The 26,012-nt window shown below is 45.8% G+C and carries 23 protein-coding genes and 1 pseudogene; 16 read left to right on the top strand and 8 right to left on the bottom strand.

Annotated features, from left to right (window positions below):
• Positions 1 to 20 precede the first annotated feature (20 nt).
• The 3 genes from dnaB (at position 21) to argF (ending at position 3,826) form a co-directional block, all read left to right on the top strand.
• A complete protein-coding gene (dnaB, locus tag ACZ2XM_RS06975; protein ID WP_490587677.1) occupies positions 21 to 1,424 on the top strand; it encodes a replicative DNA helicase in 1,404 nt (467 codons plus the stop codon).
• A 71-nt stretch (positions 1,425 to 1,495) separates the two neighbouring features.
• Positions 1,496 to 2,689 (top strand): alanine racemase, encoded by a 1,194-nt coding sequence (gene alr, locus ACZ2XM_RS06970; protein WP_490587676.1) that lies wholly within the window; start codon positions 1,496 to 1,498, stop codon positions 2,687 to 2,689.
• 219 nt (positions 2,690 to 2,908) lie between these two features.
• Complete coding sequence (gene argF, locus ACZ2XM_RS06965) at positions 2,909 to 3,826, top strand: ornithine carbamoyltransferase (protein WP_490587675.1); 918 nt, start codon at positions 2,909 to 2,911, stop codon at positions 3,824 to 3,826.
• A 128-nt stretch (positions 3,827 to 3,954) separates the two neighbouring features.
• Here argF and ACZ2XM_RS06960 read toward each other — a convergent pair whose 3' ends face one another.
• Positions 3,955 to 4,776 (bottom strand): alpha/beta fold hydrolase, encoded by an 822-nt coding sequence (locus tag ACZ2XM_RS06960; protein ID WP_490587674.1) that lies wholly within the window; start codon positions 4,774 to 4,776, stop codon positions 3,955 to 3,957.
• A 201-nt stretch (positions 4,777 to 4,977) separates the two neighbouring features.
• Entirely contained in the window at positions 4,978 to 5,658 is a 681-nt protein-coding gene (gene rpiA, locus ACZ2XM_RS06955; RefSeq protein WP_490587673.1) for a ribose-5-phosphate isomerase RpiA, read from the bottom strand.
• A gap of 306 nt (positions 5,659 to 5,964) precedes the next feature.
• Between rpiA and ilvA the strand changes: the two genes are divergently transcribed.
• The 8 genes and pseudogenes from ilvA (at position 5,965) to ACZ2XM_RS06915 (ending at position 12,745) form a co-directional block, all read left to right on the top strand.
• Positions 5,965 to 7,518 (top strand): threonine ammonia-lyase, biosynthetic, encoded by a 1,554-nt coding sequence (gene ilvA, locus ACZ2XM_RS06950; protein WP_490587672.1) that lies wholly within the window; start codon positions 5,965 to 5,967, stop codon positions 7,516 to 7,518.
• Between the two features lie 248 nt (positions 7,519 to 7,766).
• Positions 7,767 to 7,904: pseudogene (locus tag ACZ2XM_RS06945) on the top strand (excalibur calcium-binding domain-containing protein); the annotation flags it as partial.
• 208 nt (positions 7,905 to 8,112) lie between these two features.
• The gene (locus ACZ2XM_RS06940; protein WP_490587671.1) at positions 8,113 to 8,526 is read left to right on the top strand and encodes an RNA-binding S4 domain-containing protein; all 414 of its coding nucleotides are present in this window, start codon (positions 8,113 to 8,115) and stop codon (positions 8,524 to 8,526) included.
• 186 nt (positions 8,527 to 8,712) lie between these two features.
• Positions 8,713 to 9,219 carry a low molecular weight protein-tyrosine-phosphatase gene (locus tag ACZ2XM_RS06935; protein WP_490587670.1) on the top strand — a complete coding sequence of 169 codons (507 nt, stop codon included), beginning with the start codon at positions 8,713 to 8,715 and terminating at the stop codon, positions 9,217 to 9,219.
• Positions 9,220 to 9,320: 101 nt separating this feature from the next.
• Positions 9,321 to 10,415, top strand: a complete 1,095-nt coding sequence (gene murB, locus ACZ2XM_RS06930) for a UDP-N-acetylmuramate dehydrogenase (RefSeq protein ID WP_490587669.1) — start codon at positions 9,321 to 9,323, stop codon at positions 10,413 to 10,415.
• An 80-nt stretch (positions 10,416 to 10,495) separates the two neighbouring features.
• Complete coding sequence (locus tag ACZ2XM_RS06925) at positions 10,496 to 11,248, top strand: YdcF family protein (protein WP_490587668.1); 753 nt, start codon at positions 10,496 to 10,498, stop codon at positions 11,246 to 11,248.
• A gap of 258 nt (positions 11,249 to 11,506) precedes the next feature.
• On the top strand, positions 11,507 to 11,764 hold the full coding sequence (gene ccoS, locus ACZ2XM_RS06920) for a cbb3-type cytochrome oxidase assembly protein CcoS (RefSeq protein ID WP_490587667.1): 258 nt from the start codon (positions 11,507 to 11,509) through the stop codon (positions 11,762 to 11,764).
• 90 nt (positions 11,765 to 11,854) lie between these two features.
• Positions 11,855 to 12,745 (top strand): sulfite exporter TauE/SafE family protein, encoded by an 891-nt coding sequence (locus ACZ2XM_RS06915; protein ID WP_490587666.1) that lies wholly within the window; start codon positions 11,855 to 11,857, stop codon positions 12,743 to 12,745.
• 155 nt (positions 12,746 to 12,900) lie between these two features.
• On the opposite strand, the gene ACZ2XM_RS06910 is transcribed toward ACZ2XM_RS06915, so the two are convergent.
• The gene (locus ACZ2XM_RS06910; protein WP_490587665.1) at positions 12,901 to 14,049 is read right to left on the bottom strand and encodes a DEAD/DEAH box helicase; all 1,149 of its coding nucleotides are present in this window, start codon (positions 14,047 to 14,049) and stop codon (positions 12,901 to 12,903) included.
• A 662-nt stretch (positions 14,050 to 14,711) separates the two neighbouring features.
• Complete coding sequence (locus ACZ2XM_RS06905) at positions 14,712 to 14,927, bottom strand: cold shock domain-containing protein (RefSeq protein ID WP_490587664.1); 216 nt, start codon at positions 14,925 to 14,927, stop codon at positions 14,712 to 14,714.
• A 1,187-nt stretch (positions 14,928 to 16,114) separates the two neighbouring features.
• Between ACZ2XM_RS06905 and aroQ the strand changes: the two genes are divergently transcribed.
• Both aroQ and ACZ2XM_RS06895 read left to right on the top strand, forming a co-directional pair.
• Entirely contained in the window at positions 16,115 to 16,666 is a 552-nt protein-coding gene (aroQ, locus tag ACZ2XM_RS06900; protein WP_490587663.1) for a type II 3-dehydroquinate dehydratase, read from the top strand.
• Positions 16,667 to 16,851: 185 nt separating this feature from the next.
• Positions 16,852 to 18,183, top strand: coding sequence for an ABC1 kinase family protein (locus tag ACZ2XM_RS06895; RefSeq protein ID WP_490587662.1), 1,332 nt, complete (start codon positions 16,852 to 16,854; stop codon positions 18,181 to 18,183).
• Between the two features lie 45 nt (positions 18,184 to 18,228).
• On the opposite strand, the gene ACZ2XM_RS06890 is transcribed toward ACZ2XM_RS06895, so the two are convergent.
• Positions 18,229 to 19,059 (bottom strand): ion transporter, encoded by an 831-nt coding sequence (locus ACZ2XM_RS06890; protein ID WP_490587661.1) that lies wholly within the window; start codon positions 19,057 to 19,059, stop codon positions 18,229 to 18,231.
• Positions 19,060 to 19,623: 564 nt separating this feature from the next.
• Between ACZ2XM_RS06890 and ACZ2XM_RS06885 the strand changes: the two genes are divergently transcribed.
• Entirely contained in the window at positions 19,624 to 20,382 is a 759-nt protein-coding gene (locus ACZ2XM_RS06885; protein WP_490587660.1) for a YebC/PmpR family DNA-binding transcriptional regulator, read from the top strand.
• On the opposite strand, the gene ACZ2XM_RS06880 is transcribed toward ACZ2XM_RS06885, so the two are convergent.
• From ACZ2XM_RS06880 to ftsY, 3 genes are all read right to left on the bottom strand, one after another.
• Positions 20,351 to 21,166 carry a hypothetical protein gene (locus ACZ2XM_RS06880; protein WP_490587659.1) on the bottom strand — a complete coding sequence of 272 codons (816 nt, stop codon included), beginning with the start codon at positions 21,164 to 21,166 and terminating at the stop codon, positions 20,351 to 20,353. The genes ACZ2XM_RS06885 and ACZ2XM_RS06880 overlap by 32 nt on opposite strands.
• Positions 21,167 to 21,503: 337 nt before the next feature.
• A complete protein-coding gene (locus ACZ2XM_RS06875; RefSeq protein WP_490587658.1) occupies positions 21,504 to 22,070 on the bottom strand; it encodes a methylated-DNA--[protein]-cysteine S-methyltransferase in 567 nt (188 codons plus the stop codon).
• A gap of 76 nt (positions 22,071 to 22,146) precedes the next feature.
• A complete protein-coding gene (gene ftsY, locus ACZ2XM_RS06870; protein ID WP_490587657.1) occupies positions 22,147 to 23,454 on the bottom strand; it encodes a signal recognition particle-docking protein FtsY in 1,308 nt (435 codons plus the stop codon).
• A gap of 543 nt (positions 23,455 to 23,997) precedes the next feature.
• Here ftsY and ACZ2XM_RS06865 point away from each other — a divergent pair.
• On the top strand, positions 23,998 to 24,183 hold the full coding sequence (locus ACZ2XM_RS06865; protein ID WP_490587656.1) for a hypothetical protein: 186 nt from the start codon (positions 23,998 to 24,000) through the stop codon (positions 24,181 to 24,183).
• A gap of 307 nt (positions 24,184 to 24,490) precedes the next feature.
• Positions 24,491 to 25,906: a M16 family metallopeptidase gene (locus tag ACZ2XM_RS06860; protein WP_490587861.1), complete on the top strand. Its 1,416-nt coding sequence runs from the start codon at positions 24,491 to 24,493 to the stop codon at positions 25,904 to 25,906.
• Positions 25,907 to 26,012 lie beyond the last annotated feature (106 nt).

The following is a 26,012-nucleotide window of genomic DNA, read 5'->3' as shown; positions in this document are numbered from 1 at the left end:
ATTTGAGACTTTGAGTACCCATGGCAGAAACGAATAAAACCGAAGAGCTCTTAAACCAGCAGCCCCCGCATAATATCGATATCGAAAAAGCGCTATTAGCCTCCTTGATGAGTATTGAAGAAGCCTACGATAAAGTCTCAGAAATCGTGACCAAAGACGACTTCTATGCCGGGCGCCATCAACATATCTTTTCCGCTATCGCGCATTTGGCCAGTATTGGCGAGCCTTACGATACGGTCATGGTGCATGACTGGTTGGATGCGCAGAAACTGCTCAAGTCAGCGGGTGGTGATACCTATTTGTCTGACATTTTGAGTCAGAGCCCAGCCACGCTATTTAACTTGACCGCCTATGCCCAACGGGTACGTGAGCTCTCTACCTTACGCCAACTGATCACTACCGGCAATGAGATGTTGAGTCTCGCCTATAACCCTAAAGACAAGGGCATTAGCGATATCTTGGATGGGATTGAATCCAAAATTTTCTATATTAATGAGCAGCATAATAAACGCGCTGAGCAACGTGGGCCCGTCGATGTCAACTCCGTATTGTCCAATGTCATGGAGACTCTCGCCGAGCTAAAATCCAACCCTGATGGCATGATTGGTCTACAGACCCCTTTTATCGAGCTCAATAACCGCACTCAGGGCTTGCAGGGTGGTGATTTAATCATCGTCGCCGCACGTCCTTCGATGGGCAAGACGACTTTTGCGATGAACTTAGCAGAGGGCGTGTTATTTAATGAAGACCTGCCTGTGGTCGTCTTTTCTATGGAGATGCCCGCAGAGTCTATCGTCATGCGTTTGCTGTCCTCCTGGGGAGCAATTAACCAAACCCACCTACGTTCCGCACAAATGAACGAAGATGAGTGGGGCAAAATGATGAATGCGGTGCAACATCTGCAACAAAAGCATCTGTATATCGATGACAGCACGGCGCTACCCCCTTCCGAGATGCGCTCGCGTTGTCGCCGTATTGCCAAAAATCATGATGGCAAGTTAGGCGCTATCATTGTCGATTATCTACAGTTGATGAAGGTGCCAAGTTTAGAGGGCAACCGTGTTGGGGAAATCTCGGAGATTTCACGAAGTCTTAAGGCGCTAGCCCGTGAGCTTGAGTGTCCTGTGATTGCCCTATCGCAGCTTAACCGTAGTCTTGAAAACCGTCCGAATAAACGCCCTATCATGTCGGATTTGCGCGAATCAGGCGCCATCGAGCAGGATGCGGATTTGATTATGTTTATCTATCGTGATGAAGTCTATAACGAAAACTCTGATCAAAAAGGTATTGCTGAAATCATCATCGGTAAGCAGCGTAACGGCCCTATTGGTACGGTACGTCTTGCCTTTGAAGGTCAATTTACCCGCTTTACCAACCTAACGCCTGAATTCTATCAAGCCAACAGCTTCGAGAATGATGAATAAGCGTTATATGAATTTAACCCTAGTTACTGTCACCCTTCCCTCAATCTGATAATGTTATTAAGTTGATTGCCATGCGTTCTGCTACCGTCACTATTAATACTGGCGCCTTACGCCATAACCTAAATCAAGTCAAAAAACTCGCCCCAAACTCTAAAGTGCTCGCCATGGTCAAGGCGGGTGCTTATGGTCATAGTGTGGCCGCTTGCTTGCCGGCGCTACAGGATGCCGATGGGGTTGGCGTGGCGACTTTTGAAGAGGCACGTGATGTCCGCGATCTCGGCTGGACCAAGACCGTGGCGATGATTGAAGGCGCGTTTAGTGAAGCAGAATGGCTAGCCGCTATCGACTATAAAATGAACTGTTTAATTCATCAGATGCCGCAAGTTGACTGGGCGCTTAGCCACCGTCCCGACTTCGAAAATGAGCCTAATCACCCCACGCGTACTGTTTGGCTCAAGCTAAATTCTGGTATGAACCGCTTAGGCTTTGAACCCGATGAAATCGTTGCGGTGGCGACCGCGTTACATGACGCTGGCTATCATATTATTTTGGCCAGTCATTTTGCCAATGCCGACCTGCAAGACCACCCTTATAATGAGCAACAAATTACGCTGTTTAATAGCGTCCTAGCACAATTGCACGAGCAAGTTTCCCCAACTATTGGCGCCTCGCTCTGCAATTCAGCAGGCACGATTAATTTCCCCGACTGCCATTACGACTGGGTGCGCCCTGGCATCATGCTTTATGGCAGCTCGCCATTAGACGGCGTAACCTCGCAAACGCTAAACCTGCAACCTGTCATGACATTTAGTACGGCGCTGATGGCCATTCACGACCTGACCATGGGGGCTGCTATCGGCTACGGCAGTCGCTATTTGGCTGAGCAACCGATTAAAAAAGGCATCATCAGTATTGGCTATGGCGATGGCTATCCACGCGTAGTCAGCGAGGCCGCTTGGGCCAGCTTGCAACAGGGGGATACCTATTATCACTGCCCGATTATCGGCCGGGTGGCCATGGATATGATTGCCATTGATGTCTCTGCCGTTCCAGAGCCGCAGCTGGGCGATACCATTATCTTATGGGGCGATGCGCAATCTACTCCCTCACATGATGACCGTCTTGGCGATGCTGGAAAATCACCGAATGCAGCTACAGCAACTGCCTCTGCCCCTAACGTTGATGACGTGGCGGCATGGGCGAATACTATTGGCTATGAGTTGCTGTGCCGCATGACGCCACGGCCTACTCGTAAGATAATCTAGCGGGCTCTTAGCTTAGTGTCACAGGCTTTGCTGCATAACTTTAGTACCAAGCTCGCTAAAATAAAGCTGAAAACGTATAGCCAAATAAGCGCTAAATAGGTTACCTTATGGTACTGTGCTAACACGCCTTGTTAGCCGTTTACAACGGACCATTTTTCGCTATACTGGATTTTTAGTCTATATAACTTCACCGTTTTACCGCAATCGACAGAGATGACCATGAGTGTGCGCCATTTTTTGACCTTACTTGATCTATCGCCAGCCGAACTTGAACAGCTTATCAAACGCGCGTCTGAACTGCGTAGCATGCAACATGCTGGCACGGTGTATCAGCCGTTTGTAGGCCGGACTTTGGGCATGATTTTTGAGAAGTCTTCGACGCGAACGAGAATCTCTTTTGAGACCGGTATGGGACAGTTTGGTGGCCATGCGATTTTCTTATCGCCTAATGATACGCAGTTGGGTCGTGGCGAGCCAGTAGAAGACTCTGCCCGCGTCATCTCTAGTATGGTCGATATCGTGATGATTCGTACTTTTGAGCACGAAAAGGTTGAGAAATTCGCTGAATATTCTTCAGTGCCTATTATCAATGCGCTGACCGATGAGTTTCATCCTTGTCAGCTATTGGCCGATATGCAGACCTATTACGAGCATCGTGGCAGTATTCGCGACAAGATCGTCACTTGGGTCGGCGATGGCAATAACATGTGCTCTTCGTTTATGCACGCGGCCCATCAGTTTGGCTTTGAGTTACGCGTGGCTGCCCCTTACGGCTTTGAGCCTGATCCTGCGCTCATGGAAAAATTCAGCCATTGCGTCAGTTGGGTCGAAAACGTCCAAGATGCTGCGAAAGATGCTCACCTTATCGTCACCGATGTTTGGGCCAGTATGGGGCAAGAAAGCGAGCAGAATACCCGTGCCCGTCGTTTCTCCCCCTACCAAGTCACACCTGCTTTGCTAGATAAAGCCGACCCTGAAGTGTTGTTTATGCACTGCTTGCCAGCACACCGTGGCGAAGAGATTTCCCATGATATGTTAGACGACCCACGTTCAGTCGTCTGGGATGAGGCCGAAAACCGCCTACATGCCCAAAAAGCGCTAATGGAATTTTTACTACAAGATAAAATTAAAATTTAACCACGTCTGAGTGACAAAGGCTGATTTATAAGCTAAATAACAGCGGGCTCATCCTAGTTGAGGGTTAGCCCGCTTTTTTTTAAATTATTAGTATTTACTTTATTAGAGTCCGTTGTTTTTATAAACAGCTATTTCTCACTAAAGTCATTTAACTTAAGAAAATTCTCCATAACCTGATTGACCGCTTTAGGCTCTTCAACCGTAGAGCTATGCCCTGCCCCTTTGATTATTGCCAATTTAGAGCCTTTAATAGCAAAGTGCAGCCGTTCCGCTTTGGCATACGGAGTCGCGACATCTTCATCGCCCACGATAACCAGGGTCGGAGTAGTAATTTTTATTAACTGGTTATAAATACCCTCGCGCTCAATCACACCTTGGGTCGCATAGACTGCGCCTTTCTTATTATTTTGATTTAAGCGCGACAGCCACATTAGATACTCAGCTTTGCGCGACTTATCGTTTAAAAAGCTCTGTCCAAACATAATGGGCATGACTTTTTTACTGACTCTTTTTACCCCTAGCCATTTGATAGCTTTCATAAGCTTGCTGTATTTTGGGATGTTATCAGGGCTTTCAGGATCTGCTGAGGTGTCTAAAAGGATGAGCGACTGTAAGCGCTTAGGATACTTGATAGCGACACGTTGACCCACGAAGCCGCCCATAGATAGCCCAACATAATGGCAGGAGTCAATCGCTAAGGCATCAAGTAAGCCAATAGCATCTTCAGCGAGGGAGTCCATGTCGTAGCCGGATTTAGTGACCTCAGACTGCCCCTGACCACGAAAGTCAAAAGCAATACAACGATAGCGGTCTTGGAAATAAGCCACTTGTTTATCATAGAGCTGGGTACTCCATAATAAGCCGTGGGCAAATAGCATGACAGGTTTATTAGAGTTGGGCGCGCTGTCCTCGTAGTGCAGCTCAGCATCATTGATAGTAATTTTCGGCATAATATAACGTCCTTGTTAGTGTATTAAGCTATAAGTAGCTATAAGTAAAGATGAGTAGCGATGAATAGTATTAAGCTGATCATCGCTTACTCTAGCACTAAAATACGTCATTTATATGAGGAGTTATATTACTTAGACTAACAGACCTGCAACGCTGTCTTGCACAGCCGTTGCCCTAGTGATCCCTGATAATCTTACGGTCTAACGCAATAAGGTTTCGATACCCGTTTCTTTAGCAATCAATAGCTTATCTGCTTGATTGGCAGCGAAGATACCGTTACAGACTACGCCGACGATATTATTTAAGCGCGCTTCCATCTCACTGGCACTTTGCACATCTAAGTCATAAGTGTCTAAGATAACGTTGCCATAATCGGTGACGAAACCTTCACGATAGACCGGCTCCCCACCAAGTTTCGCCAGTTCCCGAGCCACATAAGAGCGGGCTTGCGGTAATACTTCGATAGGGACTGGGAATTCACGACCTAGTGTGGTTACCCATTTGCTCTCATCGACTAAGCAGATGAATTCTTTAGAGGCTGCCGCGACAATTTTTTCGCGTGTTAATGCGCCACCGCCACCCTTAATTAACTGTAGATTTGGATTAACCTCATCAGCACCATCAATATATAAATCCAACTCACCCACGAAGTTTAAATCCATGACTTCGATACCGAGGGCTTCTAGTTTATCTTGCGTCACTTGCGAGCTGGCCACCGCCCCTCTTAAACGCACTTTGGGTAATAATTCAATCAAGCAGTTGACCGTACTGCCAGTCCCCACGCCTAAAATCATATCATCTTCAATATAAGTTAAGGCAGCACGAGCCACCTCTTGCTTTAGTTGTTGCTGACGGTTTGCTGGGCTGGGCTGCTGACTCATAAAGGCCTCTAAGGACTGAAGGAAAGAAGGATAAAAGGGATGCTTAGCAGTAATTTTACCCGATTCTGAGAGAAAAAGGATATTGGATTAACTCATAACCGCTGACAGTTCATTTTATCGGGTCGTAAATCTAGGTGACCCATAAAGCAAAGGGTTGCCCTATGAGGCGTCACTAAGCTAAAAAATCATATAAAATTCCGGCTTAAACCTTGCACGACTCTGAAAAAGAGCATAGGCTTATTGGTCGTAAAAACTTAATCCCGTTAGTTTTCTTTTACCGCAAATAAAACCTCGCTAGGACATTCTATGCTATCTCATTGGGTTCGCGCTATTTTGCAAGCCACCGTTTACGACGCTGCTATCCAAACGCCTCTAGATCGGGCGCCTCGACTTTCTGCTCGTTTTAATAACGATATTCGCTTTAAACGTGAAGATCTGCAGCCGGTCTTTTCTTTTAAGCTGCGCGGTGCTTACAATCGAATTAGCCAACTGAATGATGAGCAAAAAGCCCGCGGGGTCATTTGTGCCTCTGCTGGCAATCATGCCCAAGGCGTTGCCTACTCTGCGGCCAAACTCGGCATTAACAATATTATTGTAATGCCTACGACTACTCCAGATATCAAAGTCAGTGCTGTCAGAGCTTTGGGCGGCAACGTGGATTTATTTGGGGATAGTTTTGATGAAGCCAATCGCTACGCTATTGATCGTGCTGAAAAAGAAGGGCTAACCTTCGTACCTCCCTATGACGATGAATTGGTTATCGCCGGCCAAGGAACGATTGCCCTTGAGCTTACGCAGCAGTGGCGCGATATGGAGTATGTCTTCGTTGCGGTTGGCGGTGGTGGTTTAATCTCTGGTATCGCAGCCTTTTTAGGGGAAGTAGCCCCGCATGTTAAAGTTGTCGCTATTGAAGCTGAAGGGGCGGCCTGTCTCAAGGCTGCCCTAGCCGCTGGCGAGCGCGTTAAGCTTGAGCAAGTGAGTCTATTTGTAGATGGTGTGGCAGTCGGTCAAATTGGTGAGATACCTTTTGACGTAGTGCGCAGTCAAAAAAGCGATGGCTCAGGCATGGTTATCGAGCCTGAAGTAGTGACTTGTAATAACGATGAAGTCTGTGCTGCCGTCAAAGATGTCTTTGAAGAAAACCGCAGTATCGTTGAACCTGCCGGCGCGCTAGCTATCGCAGGTATGAAAAAGTATCTGACTGAACACAATATTCAGGGTAAAAACTGCGTGGGCATCGTCTGCGGTGCCAATATGAACTTTGACCGCCTACGTTATATCGCAGAACGTACTGAAATCGGTGAGAAAAAAGAAGCAGTATTTGCCGTCACTTTACCAGAGCGTACCGGTGCCTTCTTAGAATTCTGCCGCGACCTAAAAGGCCGTAATATTACAGAGTTTAACTACCGCGCGCGTAGCCATACTGCCCCTGACTCCCTGCAACCTGCTGCTATCTTCGTCGGTATCGCGCTAAAAGAAGGCGAAAAAGAGCGCCAAGTCATCGCCAATACGCTCGTTGAGTCGGGCTATGCAGCGCATGATTTGACGGATGACGAAATTGCCAAGACCCATATCCGCTATCTCATTGGCGGTCATGCCGGATTGGCTGACGAACAGCTCTTTACCGTGGCCTTCCCTGAGCGTCCAGGCGCTCTATTAAACTTCCTAGAGAAGCTTGGCCAAGACTTTAACATCACCTTGTTCCACTATCGCAATCATGGTGCTGCCGATGGTCGCGTTTTAGTAGGCTTGCAAGCCTCAGCCACCAATTCACGTGCCCTGCAAGACACTCTTAACGATATTGGCTATGACTGTTCAGCGGTAGAGAATAATATTGGTTATCAGATGTTCTTACAATAACTATTTCATTGAATTGGGAATGACAGTATTCATTTATAGATACTTGTTATTTTCAATTCAACCTGATGTAATTTGAGACAGTCATGAAAAATATTTTTCTTATTTTAATGCTAGTAGCAATATTCTATGGCTACCAACAATTCAAAGCTCAAGAAGGACCTTTTGCACCACAAACTACCATTCAAAGTCTTGAATCTGAAAGGCTGTTTAGTGAAGAAACCCCTACTCTATCCACTAACAATCAAGTCTTTTCCTGCGATGGTAGAACACATTGTTCGCAAATGACATCTTGTGCAGAGGCTACTTATTTTATTCAACATTGTCCTAACACTAAAATGGATGGCAATAATGATGGCGTTCCATGCGAAAAACAGTGGTGTAAGTAGTTTATTAATTAATTAGCATTGGAAAATTTAGTAATTATTTTATTGAATATATTTTTAAACTAATATGAATAAGGTGGCCTAAGGTCACCTTTTTTTATGGATTTGCATTTTGGGTAAAACACACCATATAAGTAAGACCTTTTATACCGTTTTTTAGGATAGCGCTTGATATCAAAGGGGCTGTCACTATAAGGAATATTATTACGCTATGACTGAAAACAATAACAACGCTGCAGCGAAAGTACGTCTGGATAAATGGTTGTGGGCAGCCCGATTTTATCGGACCCGCAGCCTATCTAAGCAAGCTATTGAGGGCGGCAAGGTACATTTTGCGGGCAGTCGCGTCAAAACCAGCAAAGAAATCAGTGTGGGCGACGAGCTCACTATTCGCCAAGGCTCAGCGACCGCTATGACTGAAAAGACTATCGTGGTCAAAGAGCTCTCGGTGCAACGCGGCAATGCCACTATCGCTCAGACTATGTACGAAGAGACGGAAGAGAGCATCAAGCGTCGCGAGCACTTTAGTGAGCAGCGTAAACTGGCTAACTTAGCTCGGCCTGACTTTAAGCCTAATAAAAAGCAACGTCGTGACTTACAGCGTTTTAAACATTCCCAAGATTAGCGTTAGGGTTTTTGTTTAGTCTTATCAATAGCTAGCGATGACTGGCGTAGGGCGACTGCTCCCTATCGTTTTGGCACAATCATTGATAGAATAGCGCGTTAAGTTTGTAGCAGTTAGCGTATTGACTACTGTTTTGCTAGCTTGTGTTCTGACTTGTCGCTTTTTATTAGTTTGCTAAGGTATCCCATGCCCATCAAAACCTCCGCACCACGTTCTGTGTTAATAGTCTGTCTAGGCAATATTTGTCGCTCGCCCACTGCAGAAGAAATCCTACGGCAAAAAACAGCGGTCGCCGGCATGAGTATGAGCATTGACTCAGCAGGTACGGGTGATTGGAACGTAGGGAATAACCCTGACCCGCGCTCACAAAAACACGCCAAACGCCACGGCTATAACATTAGCAAATTGGTCGCGCGCCAAGTGAAAGCGGATGATTTTACTAAATTTGACCTGATTCTCGCTATGGATCAACAGAATCTCCAAGACCTGCAAGCTATCAAAGACCAATTGCGCCAAGATAGTGACAGCGACCTTAAACTGGCCAAGCTGGCTTTATTCAGTGAAGAAGACCCTACGTATTGCGGTGAAGACGTGCCTGACCCTTATTATGGCGAGAGAGATGGTTTTGAGAGCGTCATTGAACAGATAGAGTCTTCTGTTGATGCTTGGATTGAAAGTTGGAAAACGGATTAGGGTAGCTATATTTATTCCTAGCTAGAATTGTTCCTAGCTAGGCGCCTAATTTTTTCTACTTAGCATTCCCTTTTTATTTTATTCGCTATCACAGGCACGCCATGACTGCTTCTTACCTTTCGCAAACCTCAGCTGATTTGTCGGCTTTAAACACTATGGCGCTGGCCTGCCAAGCAGAGCAGGTTATTACGCTTAGTGACGAGGCACAACTTGAGCAAATACTGCAGGATAAAGCTCAGCACGAGCCGTTATTCGTATTATCAGGAGGCAGCAATATCCTGCTACCGCCTAAGTTACAGGCGACCGTATTACGTCCTCTGTTAAAAGGCGTTACGGTAGTTAGGGACAGCGACGAGAGCATTCATATCGAGGTTATGGCCGGCGAAGATTGGCACGAGCTAGTCTTGCACACCGTCACTAGCGGCTGGTATGGCTTAGAGAATTTAGCCTTAATCCCAGGACTTACCGGCGCGGCTCCAGTACAAAATATTGGTGCTTATGGTGTACAACTGGACGATTGCGTAACCCATGTGCGCGCGTGCCATCTCTCTACTCAGACTTGGCATGACTTTGATAAAGCCGCTTGCCAATTTGGCTATCGTGACAGCATCTTTAAGCAACAAGCTGGCGAATGGCTCATTACTCGCGTGGGTTTTGCCCTCCATAAAGATTCTACTCGCGTGCAGGCAGGATATGGGGATGTGCAAGCGCAAGCCTTACAATTGGCTAATGACGCCTCGCGCCAACACATTACCCCAGTCGATGTTATGCAAGCGATTATTGCTATTCGCCAAAGCAAGCTACCTGACCCGAAAGTCTTGCCCAATTGCGGCAGTTTTTTTAAAAACCCGGTAATTCCTACTGAGCAATTTCAAAGCTTACAGGCGCGATTCCCACAAATGGTGGGCTACCGAGTCGATGAGCACTATACCAAGGTGGCCGCAGGTTGGTTAATTGATCACGCAGGTCTTAAAGGCGGCGGCATTGCGCCCATACTTAGCCATGAGCAGCAGGCTTTAGTACTCACCAATCATAGCGCTACCCTTGGCGCTACCAAAGCCTCCCAACAGGATGTCGCAGCGACCCAACATTATATCCAGCAGCAGATATTAGCGACCTATGACATTATGCTCGAGCGTGAGCCGGTTTGGATAGATAGTGACGGGCAGATTAATCTAAACAACACCACCTTGTAATAGAATTAATGCCATAGCAGCAACTTAAAACAGTGACTTGAAGCAGCAAGCTAGACTTTTTAACCTTGATGGCGAATATCATGTACAGTATTTGGAAAGCCCTAATCGACTTGCTAAAGTGGCTATTTGTGATGGGCATTCTAATCGCTATCGTCTCTGCAGTGAGTTTTCTTACCCCGCTTTTTTCCAAGGTCGGCTTATATTTTTTGCAGCACCTGCCTATTCCTAAAGTTCCTAATCTGGTAGTGAGCGAGCCTACCGCCTATCTGTTATTAGGCGGTGGGCTAACGAAAGATGCTGAAGGTACTATCGTCGTCAATGACTTTAGCCGCAGCCGCCTCCAAACCCTACTCGACCGCTATCATAAACACCCTATGCCCGTTATCTTGACGGGGGTAGAGTCGCCGTGGATGTATGAGTGGCTGGTCAAGCATGATGCCAACCCTAAATCTCAGCCGTATCATGCAGACATTGCTGGTCAAATTATTAGTGAAAACGCCAGTATGAATACCTGCGAGAATGCGCGCTTTACAGCCAAACGCTTAGACATACAGCATGTCTACCTCATCACTGGCGCCTATCATATGACGCGGGCTCGCCGGCAGTTTGCGCTCAATGGTATAGCTACGACTCCTATCAACGCGCCGCTACCCGAACCCAGCAGTTGGTATAATATAGCCGCCAACTATCGTCATTCCAAACGCACTTTATATGAGGTCGGCGCCTACTTAAGGGACATACTGATACCGCAGCAAGATTGTCGCTCTAGCGAAGAAGTGTCTTTAGAGACGCTAAAGCGCAGCCGTAAACCACTCGCGTTAAAGACCTTTTAGCTGGCTGCTATTTTTAATTGCCGACTAACTGGCTAGTATCATCCGCCCTTAGTTATAACGCAGAATCTGTAAGGCTAGTAACTTAGACCCATAACCAAACCTAGTAAATAAGCCTAATAAATAAGGCTAGCGTTTCTAAATAACGCACGGGTTCATGACCCTAATAGGCAAAACCTACCGCCGACCCCGCGTAAAATGTTAAAATAGCCTTATCCACCGTTTCTTATATTCAAGCGTCATTACCCCCTGAGGTATTCAATGGCCAGTATTTTTCTATTAATTCCCCTTAGCTTAATGTTATTCGTCGTCGCCATCTGGGCGATTCGTTATGCGGTCAAGTCCGACCAATTCGATGACTTAGACAATGCTTCACAGCGCATTATCTTAGAGGACAGACAAGAGCGTCGCCAAGTCTTACAAGAGCAAAATACTCCTAAACCTACTGTTTCTCCCGCATCGGAGACTATTGACGCTGCCAAAACTCCTAAGAGTGCAGCGACCACTAAGCTCGATTAATCACTTTCCCTGTCCCGAGCATTCATTTTAGCCCGCTATTTATTCATTCCAGCCAGCTTATCGGTAGCTAGCCTTTGAGGAATCTGTATCATGACCTTAGCTTTATTAACGGCCGCTTTATTAATGGGGTTTTTAGGCTCCCCGCATTGTTTAGGCATGTGCGGTGGCCTAGTGGCGGCCTTTGGTCTATCGATGCAAGAGGTCAGCCCCAGTAAGCGCAGAGCTTTGATTGCGACTTATCATTTCGGTCGCTTAATGAGCTATTCATTGTTAGGTCTGATGGCAGGTCTGGCAGGTACGGCTCTATTAGCTCCCTTTATGCAAGGCAATAGCTTACCGCGAATATTATTGGGTCTCGTGTTTATCTTTATTGGCGTGACGATGTTAGGCGCGCCATTTTTAAACCACTTAGAACGCGTCGGTATGCGTTTTTGGCAGTATCTAACCCCATTGCGCAAAAAAGTATTTCCACTGACTACTTTCCCCAGAGCCTTGATGGCCGGTTTACTGTGGGGATTCCTACCTTGCGGCTTGGTTTACGGGGCTTTGTTAATGGCGGTGGTCGGTCATAGTGTGACGACAGGCGCTATGCTGATGTTTGCCTTTGGTTTGGGGACTATTCCTATGTTGGTCGCCACCCATACCACCGTTAACTGGATTCGCAATCATATTGGTCGCTTACGCTTGCGTCAAATTAATGGGGCGGTCATGGTGCTCTCTGGGCTGGCCGTGATTGCCCTGCCTATCATAATGAGTACGATGCATGGTGCGGATCATGGTGGCCATATGAACCATGGTGGCGCTCCTATGCAACACGCTATGATGAGTGACTCAGGAGAAGTTATGAGCCATGATATGGCAAATATGGGTGCCATGACTGAAGCGGAACATGCAACGCATAAACAAGATATGGGTACTGGTAGCGAGCAGCCTAATAATCAGCACAGCGATATGGCGATGGATACTGAGCACAGTCATTAATTCTGCCCACTCTGTCATAGCGAGGCGTATAGTGGTAATAGCCAAATAATGGCACTAGCTAAACAATGACGCTAGCCAACGTAAAAAAGCTTACCAATCTTTAAGGATTAGTAAGCTTTTTTTAGGACATGACTCCGTTAGTTTAGCTTAGCGTCTTACCACTGCACCAGCTTCAGCTTGCTGCCTAAGTGTTTTTCTAAGGCGGGCAAGTTAAAGGCATCATCCTCACTGACGAAGCTAATGCTAATCCCCGTCTGCCCCGCTCGGCCTGTACGACCAATACGATGGACATAATCGTCTGGTTGGTCTGGCAAAGTATAATTGACCACATGGCTGACGTCATCGACATGAATCCCGCGACCCGCCACATCAGTAGCCACCAAAACTTTGGCCTGACCATCTTTAAACTTTTGCAAATAACGCTCGCGCTTTTGCTGAATAACATCGCCAGATAACATAACGACTTCATAGCGACTGCGCAGCTTATCGTACAAGCGCTTGACCTGATCTTTACGATTAGCAAAAATAATCAGCTTATCCACTTCTTCTGAGGCAATAATTTCCTCTAACACGGCGAGCTTCTGATCTTCTGCCAACATATAAAAACGCTGCTCGACCAAGTCACTCGTCTTATGCTCAGGCTCGATTTCTACGAATACCGGCTCATGTAACCACTTATAAGCTAAGCTCATCACATCTTGGTTAAAGGTCGCCGAGAACAGCAAGCTTTGCCGATCGGTATTGGGGGGCATACGACCTATCAGACGTTTAATATCCGGAATAAAGCCCATATCCAACATACGGTCGGCTTCATCCAACACCAAGACTTCTAATCTGTCGAGATATACGAAGTTTTTATTAATTAAGTCAATTAAGCGCCCAGGCGTGGCGATTAAGATATCGATATAAGCGCGCTCTAGCTCATGGAGTTGGCTGTCATAGTTGACCCCACCCATAATGCAAGCACTGTGCAAATCCGTGTATTTGGTCAAGGCCACACAATCATCAAAGATTTGCTGCGCAAGCTCTCTAGTCGGCGCTAAAATAAGCGCGCGCGGCTCACCCAAATAACGCTCTTCATCCTCGGTAAAAGGCCGTTGTAACAGTGCTTCAATAATCGTAATCAGAAAAGTTGCTGTCTTTCCCGTACCTGTCTGCGCCTGACCGATAGCATCTTGGCCTGCTAAAGTATGCGGCAGTATCTGCGCCTGAATCGGGGTCAATTCCGTAAAGCCAAGGTCATCAATACCGCGCTGTACGGCAGCAGTTAACGATAACTGATTAAATAAGGCAAAATCACTCAATGAAAAGTCCCTTTAAGGTTAAAAAATAAGGTTAAACGAATATAGTTAAAATACAGGTTGCTCAAGTAAGTGCTTGTAGGTAGCCGCCTAATACAGCCAAGACTAGGATTTAACTATAATAGCTTAGGGAGTATGGCAGGATATGGCTAGGGTTACAGCATGACTATTCTAAAGACAAAGGTCAAGCTTTAGCGCTCAAGGCAACGATATCATTGAAAAACGGCGCAATGTAAAAGGGACAATGATTTTGGGCAACCGTTATGGCCATAGCACATGTCTGTTTAGAGGGGGCTATCTAGAGGGAGTTGATGTCAGAGACTAACCGTTGAATGGTATATGAGATGGCATTCACTGAAATACTAGAGGTTAAGAAGCTAATTTGCTAGCCGAAAAGATATAGGGATAAGCTATCCTTAGCTTCCTAAACCATGGTCAGGCACGACCCACTGTATATCACCTCTAAGGCCATATAAACAGTATGCAATATGGATACTTACTATGCTTCCTTGGATGACTGTCATGGGGCATGCGCAGTTGCTCATACGCTTAAGAGACAGTTTCTAAGTACGACAAAATCTATACCTGCTTAGCATCAAGCCATGCAGTTTTATAACGGCAGTGAGTCGTAAAATAAACAGCTGCTATCTAACAGCTCTTACATCTTACGCCTCTATCTTGGTCACTTCTTCAGCTTGTAAGCCTTTTTGACCTTCAACCACATTAAACTCGACCTTTTCGCCATCTTTCAGAGAGCGATAACCGTCTCCTTGAATAGCACGAAAATGGACAAAAATATCTTCGCCACTTTCACGTTGAATAAAGCCGAAGCCTTTAGAGTCATTAAACCACTTTACAACACCTTGTTCACGAGCTGACATAATCTTACTTCCTAAAAAAGTTCTTAAGCAATATCAGTTAAATACCAGTGTACTAACAGCGTATCATGGCAACTGACACCAAAGAGTTGAATATCATCACTGAAACACCTCCAACCCATTATATTTGTACCATAATAAGTGACATAATTCTAGATATCTACCGCAAGACTAGAGTGGTCGTTGATGTAATATCGACCTTTTAGACTTTGCCAGCTACCTGCCCGCTCGCCTGTGAAACTATCTTCTTATCAAGCTATCTGCCTGTCAAGATTTGCTCTAGCAGACATAAGGCGTTGAGCTGAGATATCCTTTATTTTGCGCTTATTATCGTAACTTATAATGCTATACCTTGATAACGATTGAATATGCTTAGCATTTATTATTGTTAGAATTCGCTAATCTTTCTAATGAATTGCTGTTAGTTACCTAGCAAAGCCTAACCTTAAGCAAGACTTGTTTCTAACAATAAGCGAGTAGTCCCGGTTAAGTTATAGGGAATGAAACTGTGATGATGCTAGTACTAGCTCATAAATTACTAGTTAATAAATAACGAACTCTTAAATAGCTAGTAGCAATAAACTATTATGTCGCAACATCAGCGTAATCCCGATTACTTAAAAATATCATAGCATGGGCATTCAACAACTAAAAGCACTTTAAGCAAACATTAATAAATTAACTATTAAACTTTTATTATCAATACTAATTTATTATTACCGCCTATTTGCAGGTGCTTATTCTATAAGTTTAAGCTCGTAAAACTAGGACTGGTGTAATGTAGGCTTATGGATTTAATCATTTATTCATATATATTAAGGGGATAAATACTCCTAAGCCTTATACTATTATTAGTAATTGCTATAAGCTAGCTTTGTTAAATTTGCTCCCCTATAAATATGAACTTAACTATCTCTGCTTCAATACTAGCTAAGATAACATTAGCTGATCTATAGCTATCTTCTATAATTATCTAATGAAATATGGCTAAAGAATGTCGCAAACTATTATTACAACTCGAAACTATTAAACAGCTTGCTAAAAGACTGACTTGGCATAAAAATAACTTTATCACTCGCAATAGTTGATTCAAATTTATTTGACCTTGCCTATAGGATTGCGTCGTTAGAAGGAGTCGATTATGCTAGCCCTCTATATCCTTAATTAAATTGTGTACTGTGAGAGACTTTATGGCCGCTTCCCACCTCAATGATGACCCTAAGCTAGCTGATGCGAATACTGACAAATCATCACCCATCGCGCCTTCTTTATCCCGTAAACTATTGATAATCAATGGCCCCAATCTTAACTTATTGGGCAAACGTGAGCCGGAAATTTATGGTTATACGACCTTGCAAGATATTGAGAGCGATTTAGTAGCCCGAGCCGCTAAACATGGGGTAACGGTGGTCAGCGTCCAGTCTAATCATGAGGGAGAGTTGATAAGCGCCATTCAACAGCATGGTTTACTCAATGCTGCTGCAGAGCAGGTGGATGCCATTATTATTAATCCAGCCGCCTATACCCATACTTCAGTAGCCATTCGTGATGCCTTAGCTGCCACCAAAAAACCTTTTATCGAAGTGCACTTATCTAATGTGCATCAGCGTGAAAGCTTCCGTCATCACTCCTATTTCAGTGATTTGGCTGTCGGGGTTATTTGTGGTCTTGGTGCGCAGGGCTACCATATGGCCTTAGACTATTGGTTGGCCAATTTATACCATACTCCAGTAGCGTCTTAGCGCCACACTGGATTGTATTAAACAGTTAAGAAGAATAAGAAAAATTATAAATAAAATAAGTTAACTGCAGCAATAAGTGAGCTTAACCTTGGTATTCTGTATCTTGGTATTTTGTATATAGCTGGTCATGTCTTAGGGCTTACCTTTAATCCTGTATTTTGTGTCGTCACATAGCGGTGGAATCAATGAGCAACTCGTCTGGAAAACGCTTTTTAAAGTTGGCAGGAATGACTGCCAGTATCGCTGGCAAGGCGGCGAAAAACTCATTCAAGCACTTATCGAGTGATGAAGAAAAACGTTTGCAAGCCCGCTCTGAGTTAATGCAAGACGTGGGGCTACAGATAGCAGATACCTTAGGCGAGATGAAGGGCGCCGTCATGAAAGTGGGGCAAATTGCCTCGCAGTACAAAGATGTGTTCCCACCAGAGGTTGCTGCTGCCCTAGAAAAACTGCAAAAAGACGCGCCAGCTATGCCCTACTCGCAGATTAAAGCGCAGGTCGAACGCGAACTGGGTGCGCCTATTGAGACTTTATTTGAGCGCTTTGAAGAGCAGCCTTTTGCCGCAGCTTCCATCGGACAGGTCCACAAGGCTATTCTGCCGGATGGTGAGTGTGTGGTGGTGAAGGTGCAGTACCCTGATGTGGATAAAAATTGTGATAGCGATTTAAAACAGGTGCGGATGGCGCTCCGTATCGCCGGCGTACTCAATATGAGCCGCGAGCTGCAAGAGCAATTGTTTGCTGAGATTCGCCAGAGCTTACACGATGAGCTCGACTATATTAAAGAGGCGCATAACCTACGTGTGTTTGCAGCCTTCCACGCTGATGATGAGGGCCTTATTATTCCCCGCGTGATTACCAGCCACTCTTCTAAACGCATCTTAACCTTGTCGGAGGAGATGGGCGAGCCTCTGTCGGTTGCGGCAACTTGGGACAATGACATTAAGCAGAAGATTGCGCAACGCTTATTCCATTTTACGGCGGGTCAGTTGTTTGAGCTCTATCGCATGCATTGCGACCCCCACCCTGGCAACTTTGCCTTCCGTCCCGATGGCAGTGTCGTCGCTTATGATTTTGGTGGTATTCGCAGCTATAGCGATGCTGAGGTACAGCTGTTTAAGCGCTTTGCTTTGCACGCCATTAAAGGCGATGTGACGGCGCTAGAGCAAGACTTGGTCACCTTAGGCATTCGCCGTGAAGATGACAAAAATATCCCAGGTGAGTTTTATGAGTCTTGGCTAGCGATTGGTCTGAAGCCTTTGTCCATTGAACCTTACTATACGGGTGACTTTAAATTTGGTGAAAGCCAAGTGCATCATGAGGTCATGGCCTTAATGAAGACCTCTTTGAAATACTTTGGACAATTTCAACCTTCTGCCTCAACCATGATGTTAGATCGTACCGTCTCAGGGCAGTACTGGAACCTAGTCAATCTTGGGGTCACGATTGACTTATCTCCACTAGTGGCTGAATACTTAGATATTCCTACTCCAGCAACCCATGCAGTGACCTCATAAAACCCCCAAACAAAAACGCATGCCTATAACAGACATGCGTTTTTATTAAACATGCAAATCATGGCCACATCGATCACAGAACTCGGCCCCATTAGCATGGCCAAATTTACCACAGTTAGGGCAAGTGATAGGATGCAGCTGGGGTCGCATACTTTTGGTCAGCTCTGAGGTAAAGATGCCCGTCGGTACCGCAATAATCGAGTAACCCGTGATCATGACCATGGTTGCAATAGCCTGACCTAGCGGAGTCTTTGGTGACATATCACCGTAGCCCACCGTAGTCATCGTGACTACCGCCCAATAGATAGAAATAGGGATACTGGTAAAGCCGTTTTCCGCGCCTTCCACCACATAAATGACCGAGCCGAAAATCGTTACCAACAGCACTAGCGATAAAAAGAATACCGTAATTTTATGCTGACTGGTGCGCAGCGCCGATGCTAAAAATCCTGCCTGCTGCATATAGGACTTTAATTTTAATACTCTAAATATGCGCAGGATACGTAAGACACGCACGACGATTAGGTATTGGATACCGCCAAAGAATAAACTTAAGTAGCTGGGCAATACGGACAATAAATCCACTACCCCAAAAAAGCTAAAGACATAACGAAAGCGGTTGGGCGCCGAAAACAGTCTTAATAGATACTCCATGGTAAAGAGAATGGTAAAAAACCATTCGGCATAAAAAAATATAGTGCCATACTGCAAGCGCATATAGAGCACACTGTCCAACATCACTACCGCGACACTGACCACGATAGCTATTAATAGGACAATATCAAACAGCTTACCTAACCGAGTGTCTGTGCCCTCGATGATAATATGAATGCGGTTACGAAAGTGCGTGATGGCTTCTGAGGTGGGTCGTTTCATAAAGGTATCATATGAGTCAAAGACAAGTCACCGCATACAAGTCACGATGACAGAAAAAAGTTATCACTATAGCTAGCAACCAATAAGAATCGCATTGCCGTATAGTCTAGCCCTACCCTATTTAGCCAACAGTCTTGACCAAACCTTTTAGTGCCGCGTGGTTATGAATTTTAAACAGCGACAAAATAAGTGGTTTATAATAGCGGGGCTGTCATGGCAATATTTTGCTATAGCGCACTCTGTTATTGCTAGAGCGACTGCTCTGGGCACACGCAGGTGACAGTGTAGCAAATATCCCCAATAGGCAACATACATAATATATCAACTCAGGCGTAATCTTATATCTTTATAAAGGCTCGCTAAAACAGTGCTGGTCTTATAAAGCCGTATTAGGATCAGCTACAGCCTAAGATAACGTATAGTTATCTGTATATATAGAGCAGCTGTAAGGTCATATAAGACGCTATCACAGTGACTTATAGCTATTAGCGCTAGCGGCTATCCGTCACTTTATAACTGGCACTCAACCATAGCCAACTGAACTAACGAGAATAAGGAAAGAACATGGCAGGTCATTCTAAATGGGCAAATATTAAGCATCGTAAAGCCAGACAAGATGCGGCCAAGGGCAAGATTTTCACCCGTTTAATCCGTGAGATTGTGTCTGCAGCCAAGCAAGGGGATCCGGACCCTGAAAAAAACCCTCGTTTGCGCGCCGCTGTCGAAAAAGCCTTGTCGGCCAACATGACCAAAGATACGGTCAAACGCGCGATAGAGCGTGGTGCAGGCGGCGGTGAGAATGATAACGTCGAAGAGATTACTTACGAAGGGTATGGTATCGGTGGCGTCGCGGTGCTGGTAGAGACCATGACCGATAACGTCAACCGTACGGTGAGCGAAGTGCGCCACGCCTTTACCAAGTATGATGGTAATTTGGGCACCTCAGGGTCGGTCAGCTATCTGTTTAGCAAACGCGGCGAGATTAGCTATGATGATGTGAGCTTAGAAGATGAGCTGATGATGGTGGCGCTAGAAGCCGGTGCTCTAGATATCGAAAATGATGGTGAGAGCTTAATGGTCATCACCGAGCCAGAAAACTTTGGGGCGGTCCAAGATGCCTTGAGTGCAGCAGGCCTAGCCTCTGACAACGCTGAAGTGACTATGTCTCCGGCTACTACTGCAGTCATAGACAATATTGATGACGCGCAGAAAGTTATGAAAATGCTTGAGATGTTAGAGGACTTAGACGATGTGCAAGAAGTCTATAATAACGTCAACTTTACGGAAGAAGTCATGGCGCAGCTCGAGGAAGGCGCGGAATAACTTCTATCAGCTTATGGCTGGGATAGCGGGTGATATGCACTTGGTCAAAGTTGCTATTGTGACTTAACTGAGTGGCGGCCGCGGGCTCAGTTAATATATAGTTCGGTTGATACTGCTGCTGGCACTGATATTTGTCCGTGTGTATCAACAACCAAAGCTCATCAAGGGGTCGGCGTTTATGATAAGCCGATACCTTGTGAGCTTTTTTTTGCATGGCCGCCTCAATATCCATTTGCGTAATCTGCAAGCGTGGCAGCTGACGTGGGCGCTTGTTAGAGCCCTCTGTAGCCATATAAAGCGTCTTAACCGGCATCTGAAAGTTCAGATAGCTCGCCTGCTGTTGTCGCTGCCTGGCTATTGCTTGTAAACCCTGCCAATACCAGCGTTTTGCAATCAATGCCGTCTCCCCCATCTGATCCCATAACCTTGGCAAGGTGGTCAGCTCTATACCAACATAATATAAGCGGCACTGCCGATAAAAAATCAAGGTAAAGTCAGGCTCGCGGCCATCATCCTTCCCTGAGATGATGTGCAACGGATTCAGACCGCTAATCATAAGGTAATGACTGAGATATACCCATTCGCGTTGCCGTTTACTTTGGTTTTGGCGACTGCTACTGGCATAGCTATTGAGCAGCGTAGACACTACTGGCGCAGTATTTTGTGATGGTTTTAAGGGTGTTTGCTTTACAGGGGCGGGCTGATGAGATGGGGCGGTATCTAAAGTCGTTGGCTGAGCAGCTACAAGCGACTGAGTATCATCTAACCTACTGCCCGCTTTCATAATATCGGGGCGCTAGCGGTCAGCTCCGTCTCAATATTGCGGGTATTATAAGTTTTATTTTGCCAATAACCGCTGCTGCGCAAACTGTGTCGTCGGCTATATTGTCGGCTAGCCCTGACCATCCTCACCCCCTTTTATTAGCGTATGCCCTGTTAATCGCTTTTATCACTATTTATCTCTACTCTCTACTATAGCAAATAAGCGGGTCAACGATTAAGACGGTTTTATGACAGTGGTTAGCTGTTTTGCATAAGGCTATTAGCAAGGCTAGTTATTAACAAGGTTAGGGTTTAATAAGACAGGGAGATGCAGCAGCCTGATTAGCGCCATACAAGGGTTATGACGCCTCTATACTAAGCAGATAGCGTTTTTTATCAAGACCACCAGTATAGCCGCCTAAGCCACCATCACTGGCAATCACTCGATGACAAGGAATTATAATAGAAAAGGGGTTTTTGCCATTGGCATTGGCGACGGCTCGAAAAGCGGTCGGTTGACCAATATTGGCTGCTAATTGCGCATAGCTGATGGTTTGGCCATAAGGAATAGCCTGCAGGGCTCGCCAAACCCGCTGCTGAAAGGCCGTGCCCATGGAAATATCCAACGGCAGCTCAAAAGTAGCTAAGTTACCCGCCGCATAATCTTTGAGCTGTCGTATAGCGGTGAGCAGTAAATCCTGTAAATCGTTTTCCTTACTTAGGCTATTTTGCTGAACAAAGGTTGTATCGTCATCCGTAAGGCGATAGTGTTTTTTCAATTTACCCAGTGATTTACTGTCCTGCTCGGCGGTATGGGCATTATCTGCAGTGAGCCAATCTAAAAATACCAGCTTCGGCTGGCCGTCCACATAATGACTGGCCAGCAGTAACTCAAAGTTGGGTATGCTTGCCGCTGTCATTATCATGGTCATCTCCTAGGGTTTTAATTAGCAACACTGCCGCGCTTCACGTAGTCCTTATAGTCGTTGTTTTAGTAGCAACCTACTCATCAGTCTCAAATAAGGCTGCGACGAACTGCTTAGGACTAAAGGCACGTAAGTCATCGATAGACTCACCCACCCCAATATAACGAATCGGCACATTGGTGGTCTCAGCAATGTTGAAGACCACGCCGCCTTTTGCTGTACCATCTAGCTTGGTCACAGTAATACCGGTTAGCGGTACGGCTTGGTTAAAGATTTCTACTTGGTTAATAGCATTCTGACCGGTACCGGCATCTAGGACAATCATCCCTTCATGCGGCGCTTCGGGATCGGCCTTGCGCATAACGCGGACGACTTTTTCTAACTCTGCCATCAGATGCGTTTTATTCTGCAAGCGACCTGCAGTATCGGCGATAAGCACATCAATACCTCTAGCCTTTGCCGCTTGCATAGCATCAAACACTACCGAAGCACTGTCGGCGCCATGACCTTGGGCGATGACCGGAATATTATTACGCTCGCCCCAAACTTGTAACTGCTCAGTCGCTGCTGCACGGAACGTATCACCTGCCGCTAACATGACCGACTTGCCCTCACCTTGTAGGCGCTTGGCCAATTTACCAATCGTGGTGGTTTTACCCACGCCGTTGACACCGACCATAAGAATAACAAAAGGCTTTTTCGTCGTATCAATCACTAACGGGGCGACTTTGGGCTCTAAGATATCCACCAGCTCTTGCTGCAAGGCTTTATATAGCGAATGTGAATAAATCAAATCGCCACGCGCCGTCTGCTCAGTCAAACTCTTGATAATACGGTTGGTCGCATTGACCCCAATATCGGCCACCAGCAATTGGTCTTCAACTTCTTCTAACAGCTCGTCATCGATTTCTTTACCACCGATAAGGATGTTGACCATACCTTCGGCTAAGTTTTTCCGCGACTTGCTTAGCCCCGACTTCATGCGGTTAAACCAGCTGCCTTTTTTAGGTTCAGCGTCTTGAGGTTGCGCAGACTTGTTTGCGCTAATATTGGCTTGGCTAAAACTGTCGGTAGCGGTTTGATTGGCTACTGCGCTACTGACCGGCTCTGGTGTTTTTGGTGCAGGAGCTGGCGTTGGGTTAGCGTCTGCCTTAGTCTCATCAATAACGGTAATTTGCGGTGGCAGGTTTGGCACGATATCAATATCACTGTCCTCAGTAGGACTAGCAAGATCAGCGCTGGCTACAGGAGTACGGGGAGCCTCCTCTACAATCGCAACCGACTGCACCGGCATACTTGGCAGCGTAATATCATCGTCCTCTAACTCATCCAGACTTCCATCAAGATCAATGACTACTCGGGTTGGATTATTTTGGTTATTCATACACCTGGCCTATCATAAAGTTAAACAAAAAAGTTAGATGAAAATATCGAGGCAACGCACACCCTTGTGGGCTGTATTTAGCTTAACGTCCTGCCGCTGCTGGCCCTATAGTTTAGCATATTTCCTCTCAAGTCATATTTGCCTTTGTCAGTCTGATAGCATGATTAACATTGGTTATCTTAGTATTTATAAGCCCTTTTAGGTTTTATAAGACTCTTTATAGTCCTGCAGCCATCATGCGGTAACTGTGATAGATTAGAGAGCCGCTACTTACTCTGATAGCGAACCCTAACCTTGTGAGAGTTGCTTAAGAATTCATCACAAAAATAGCACCTAGACCACGTATACCCTAGCGTATAACTTAGCTACAGTCTGTTCAGGATGGTAGGGTATAAATTAGCATAATGGCTACCTTTTTATAGGGCAGCTCTTCATATACAAATATTTTATGCGAATATAGGCAAAAACTTTTCTATCCTACCTATTTTATTAGTTCACGTTTTATTAGCCTACGCTCTTTTTTATTACTTGTAAGGATTTACCATGTCTAAAGTATCAGCTATCACGGTAGCTTCTCCCTCTGTTAATGCTGCCAAATCAAAGCTACCGCAAGCGGTTATGACCCTAGCTACTCTGTTGGTGGCGGGTACGATAGCGACGGGTTGCAGCACTACCCCAACCGTTAAACCTACTGCTACGGTCATTATGGGCGTGCATACCAGTCTTTAATAGCCCGTTTTTTAATAGCGGCTTTTAATAATGGCTGTTAATAATAACGGTCACTACTGACTTTTTAACCACGGCTTTTTAACAACAACTGCCAGTGAAGCAAGCTAGTAATAAATAAGTGGCCTCTTTTGCCACCTATCTTAATCCATTATATTTACAGCACTCAATCCAATAATAAGAGAGTCCCATGCTGCCCTTTATCGACCTTATTGCTACCCCACGCTCAGCGCTTACGCTCGCCCGCCAGCCTATTTTTAAACCCGCTATCAAGATGGTGCTCACTATGAGTATTAGCAGCGTTCTGCTAATGGGTTGCCAGTCTCTATCATCACCAGCAACCAGCACTACGGCTCCTACTTCGGTGGCGGTGACTGATAAAGCTGAAGCAACTATTCCTACTACCAGCGGCAATGAGCAAGCTAATGCGCTAACTATGGATTTATCAGGCCGTCATGAATACCAGTTGGATAATGGCTTAAAGGTAGTGATTAAAGAAGACCACCGTGCGCCCGTGGTAATGACGCAGCTATGGTACAAGGTAGGCTCTAGCGATGAACCGGTGAATAAAGGCGGTATTTCGCATCTGCTCGAGCATCTTATGTTTAAGGGCACGGCGAAAGTCTCGAGCACCGACTTTGAGCGTTTAATCTCTAAATATGGTGGGGTCAATAATGCCTTTACCAGTTACGATTACACAGGGTATTACGAACTGTTCCCTGCCAATCGCTTGGGACTAGCGCTCGAGTTAGAAGCTGATCGTATGACCAACCTTAAGTTTGATGCGGGCACTTTTGCCAAAGAGCATCAAGTCGTCATGGAAGAGCGCCGCCAGCGTACCGATGACAATCCTCTGGCCAAAGCTTATGAAGAGTTTCGCTTATTGGCGCTACCCGACAGCCCTAAGGGAGAGTCCGTTATTGGCCCCATGGCTGAGCTCGAGTCGATTACCTTACCCGAGCTTAAAGCCTGGTATGAGCAGTGGTACGCCCCTAACAATGCCACTTTAGTCATCGTAGGTGACGTCAAGCCCGCAGCAGCGCTCGCCCAAGTGAAACGATACTTTGGTGGGTTAAAAGAGCGGCCTTTGCCCGCGCGGCCAAGTGTGCGCCAGACCGGATTCCGCGGCTATCAAGAGACTACGACCAAGCAAGCCGTCAAAGTGCCTACCTTATTAATGGGCTATAACGTGCCAAGCCTGTGGTCGGCCAAACAGAAAGAGTCCGCACAACCGCCAGTCGCCAGCAAAGATACTTTTGCGCTGTCCTTAGCCCAAGATGTTTTAGATGGTGGCTTATCTGCCCGTCTTGAGAGTCGCTTAGTGCGTGAGCAAGGCTTGCTGGCCTCCGTGGGTACTTCTTATAGTCTATTAGATCGTGGTGATGGACTCTTCTTAATTCAGGCCACGCCAAGAGATGGGGTGACCTTAGCGCAAGCGCAAGCCGCTATTCTGGCAGAAATCGACAAGTTAAAAGTCGAGCCTATCGATACCGATGAGATTGCCCGCGCTAAGACCAATACCATGACCGGGCTTATCTATGCCCAAGACAGTATGGAGGGGCAAGCGCAAATGATTGGCTCTTTACAATCTATTGGTCTAGACGATACCTTATTGGCACGCTTGCCAGCCGAGTTGGAGGGCATCAGCATTGCCGATATTCAACAGGCTGCTAAGACTTATCTGGTAAAAGACAATTTGTCAGTGATGTATGTCGAGCCTAAATAATGAGTCATAGCCTCCGTATTAATGCTAATGACTAATGATAAATTGCTACTTATCGAGAGACGCTCATGCGCCCTACCCTTGCTAACTATAAAAAAATTTTAGATAA

The sequence above is a fragment of the Psychrobacter sp. CoH-33_TS_01 genome (assembly GCF_058189395.1).
The sequence above is the reverse complement of the archived record's forward strand: the minus strand, read 5'-3'. Positions and strand labels throughout refer to the sequence as shown.

What these genes read in the sequence shown, in the direction of transcription:
- ACZ2XM_RS06875 (WP_490587658.1), bottom strand. Translation starts at nt 22,070, where the DNA reads ATGATAATGACAGCGGCAAGCATACCCAACTTTGAGTTACTGCTGGCC.
- ACZ2XM_RS06860 (WP_490587861.1), top strand. Translation starts at nt 24,491, where the DNA reads ATGGGTTGCCAGTCTCTATCATCACCAGCAACCAGCACTACGGCTCCT.
- rpiA (WP_490587673.1), bottom strand. Translation starts at nt 5,658, where the DNA reads ATGAGTCAGCAGCCCAGCCCAGCAAACCGTCAGCAACAACTAAAGCAA.
- ccoS (WP_490587667.1), top strand. Translation starts at nt 11,507, where the DNA reads ATGGCCAGTATTTTTCTATTAATTCCCCTTAGCTTAATGTTATTCGTC.
- murB (WP_490587669.1), top strand. Translation starts at nt 9,321, where the DNA reads ATGACTGCTTCTTACCTTTCGCAAACCTCAGCTGATTTGTCGGCTTTA.
- aroQ (WP_490587663.1), top strand. Translation starts at nt 16,115, where the DNA reads ATGGCCGCTTCCCACCTCAATGATGACCCTAAGCTAGCTGATGCGAAT.
- ACZ2XM_RS06905 (WP_490587664.1), bottom strand. Translation starts at nt 14,927, where the DNA reads ATGTCAGCTCGTGAACAAGGTGTTGTAAAGTGGTTTAATGACTCTAAA.
- ACZ2XM_RS06865 (WP_490587656.1), top strand. Translation starts at nt 23,998, where the DNA reads ATGTCTAAAGTATCAGCTATCACGGTAGCTTCTCCCTCTGTTAATGCT.
- ftsY (WP_490587657.1), bottom strand. Translation starts at nt 23,454, where the DNA reads ATGAATAACCAAAATAATCCAACCCGAGTAGTCATTGATCTTGATGGA.
- argF (WP_490587675.1), top strand. Translation starts at nt 2,909, where the DNA reads ATGAGTGTGCGCCATTTTTTGACCTTACTTGATCTATCGCCAGCCGAA.
- ACZ2XM_RS06915 (WP_490587666.1), top strand. Translation starts at nt 11,855, where the DNA reads ATGACCTTAGCTTTATTAACGGCCGCTTTATTAATGGGGTTTTTAGGC.
- ACZ2XM_RS06880 (WP_490587659.1), bottom strand. Translation starts at nt 21,166, where the DNA reads ATGAAAGCGGGCAGTAGGTTAGATGATACTCAGTCGCTTGTAGCTGCT.
- dnaB (WP_490587677.1), top strand. Translation starts at nt 21, where the DNA reads ATGGCAGAAACGAATAAAACCGAAGAGCTCTTAAACCAGCAGCCCCCG.
- alr (WP_490587676.1), top strand. Translation starts at nt 1,496, where the DNA reads ATGCGTTCTGCTACCGTCACTATTAATACTGGCGCCTTACGCCATAAC.
- ACZ2XM_RS06940 (WP_490587671.1), top strand. Translation starts at nt 8,113, where the DNA reads ATGACTGAAAACAATAACAACGCTGCAGCGAAAGTACGTCTGGATAAA.
- ilvA (WP_490587672.1), top strand. Translation starts at nt 5,965, where the DNA reads ATGCTATCTCATTGGGTTCGCGCTATTTTGCAAGCCACCGTTTACGAC.
- ACZ2XM_RS06960 (WP_490587674.1), bottom strand. Translation starts at nt 4,776, where the DNA reads ATGCCGAAAATTACTATCAATGATGCTGAGCTGCACTACGAGGACAGC.
- ACZ2XM_RS06925 (WP_490587668.1), top strand. Translation starts at nt 10,496, where the DNA reads ATGTACAGTATTTGGAAAGCCCTAATCGACTTGCTAAAGTGGCTATTT.
- ACZ2XM_RS06935 (WP_490587670.1), top strand. Translation starts at nt 8,713, where the DNA reads ATGCCCATCAAAACCTCCGCACCACGTTCTGTGTTAATAGTCTGTCTA.
- ACZ2XM_RS06890 (WP_490587661.1), bottom strand. Translation starts at nt 19,059, where the DNA reads ATGAAACGACCCACCTCAGAAGCCATCACGCACTTTCGTAACCGCATT.
- ACZ2XM_RS06885 (WP_490587660.1), top strand. Translation starts at nt 19,624, where the DNA reads ATGGCAGGTCATTCTAAATGGGCAAATATTAAGCATCGTAAAGCCAGA.
- ACZ2XM_RS06895 (WP_490587662.1), top strand. Translation starts at nt 16,852, where the DNA reads ATGAGCAACTCGTCTGGAAAACGCTTTTTAAAGTTGGCAGGAATGACT.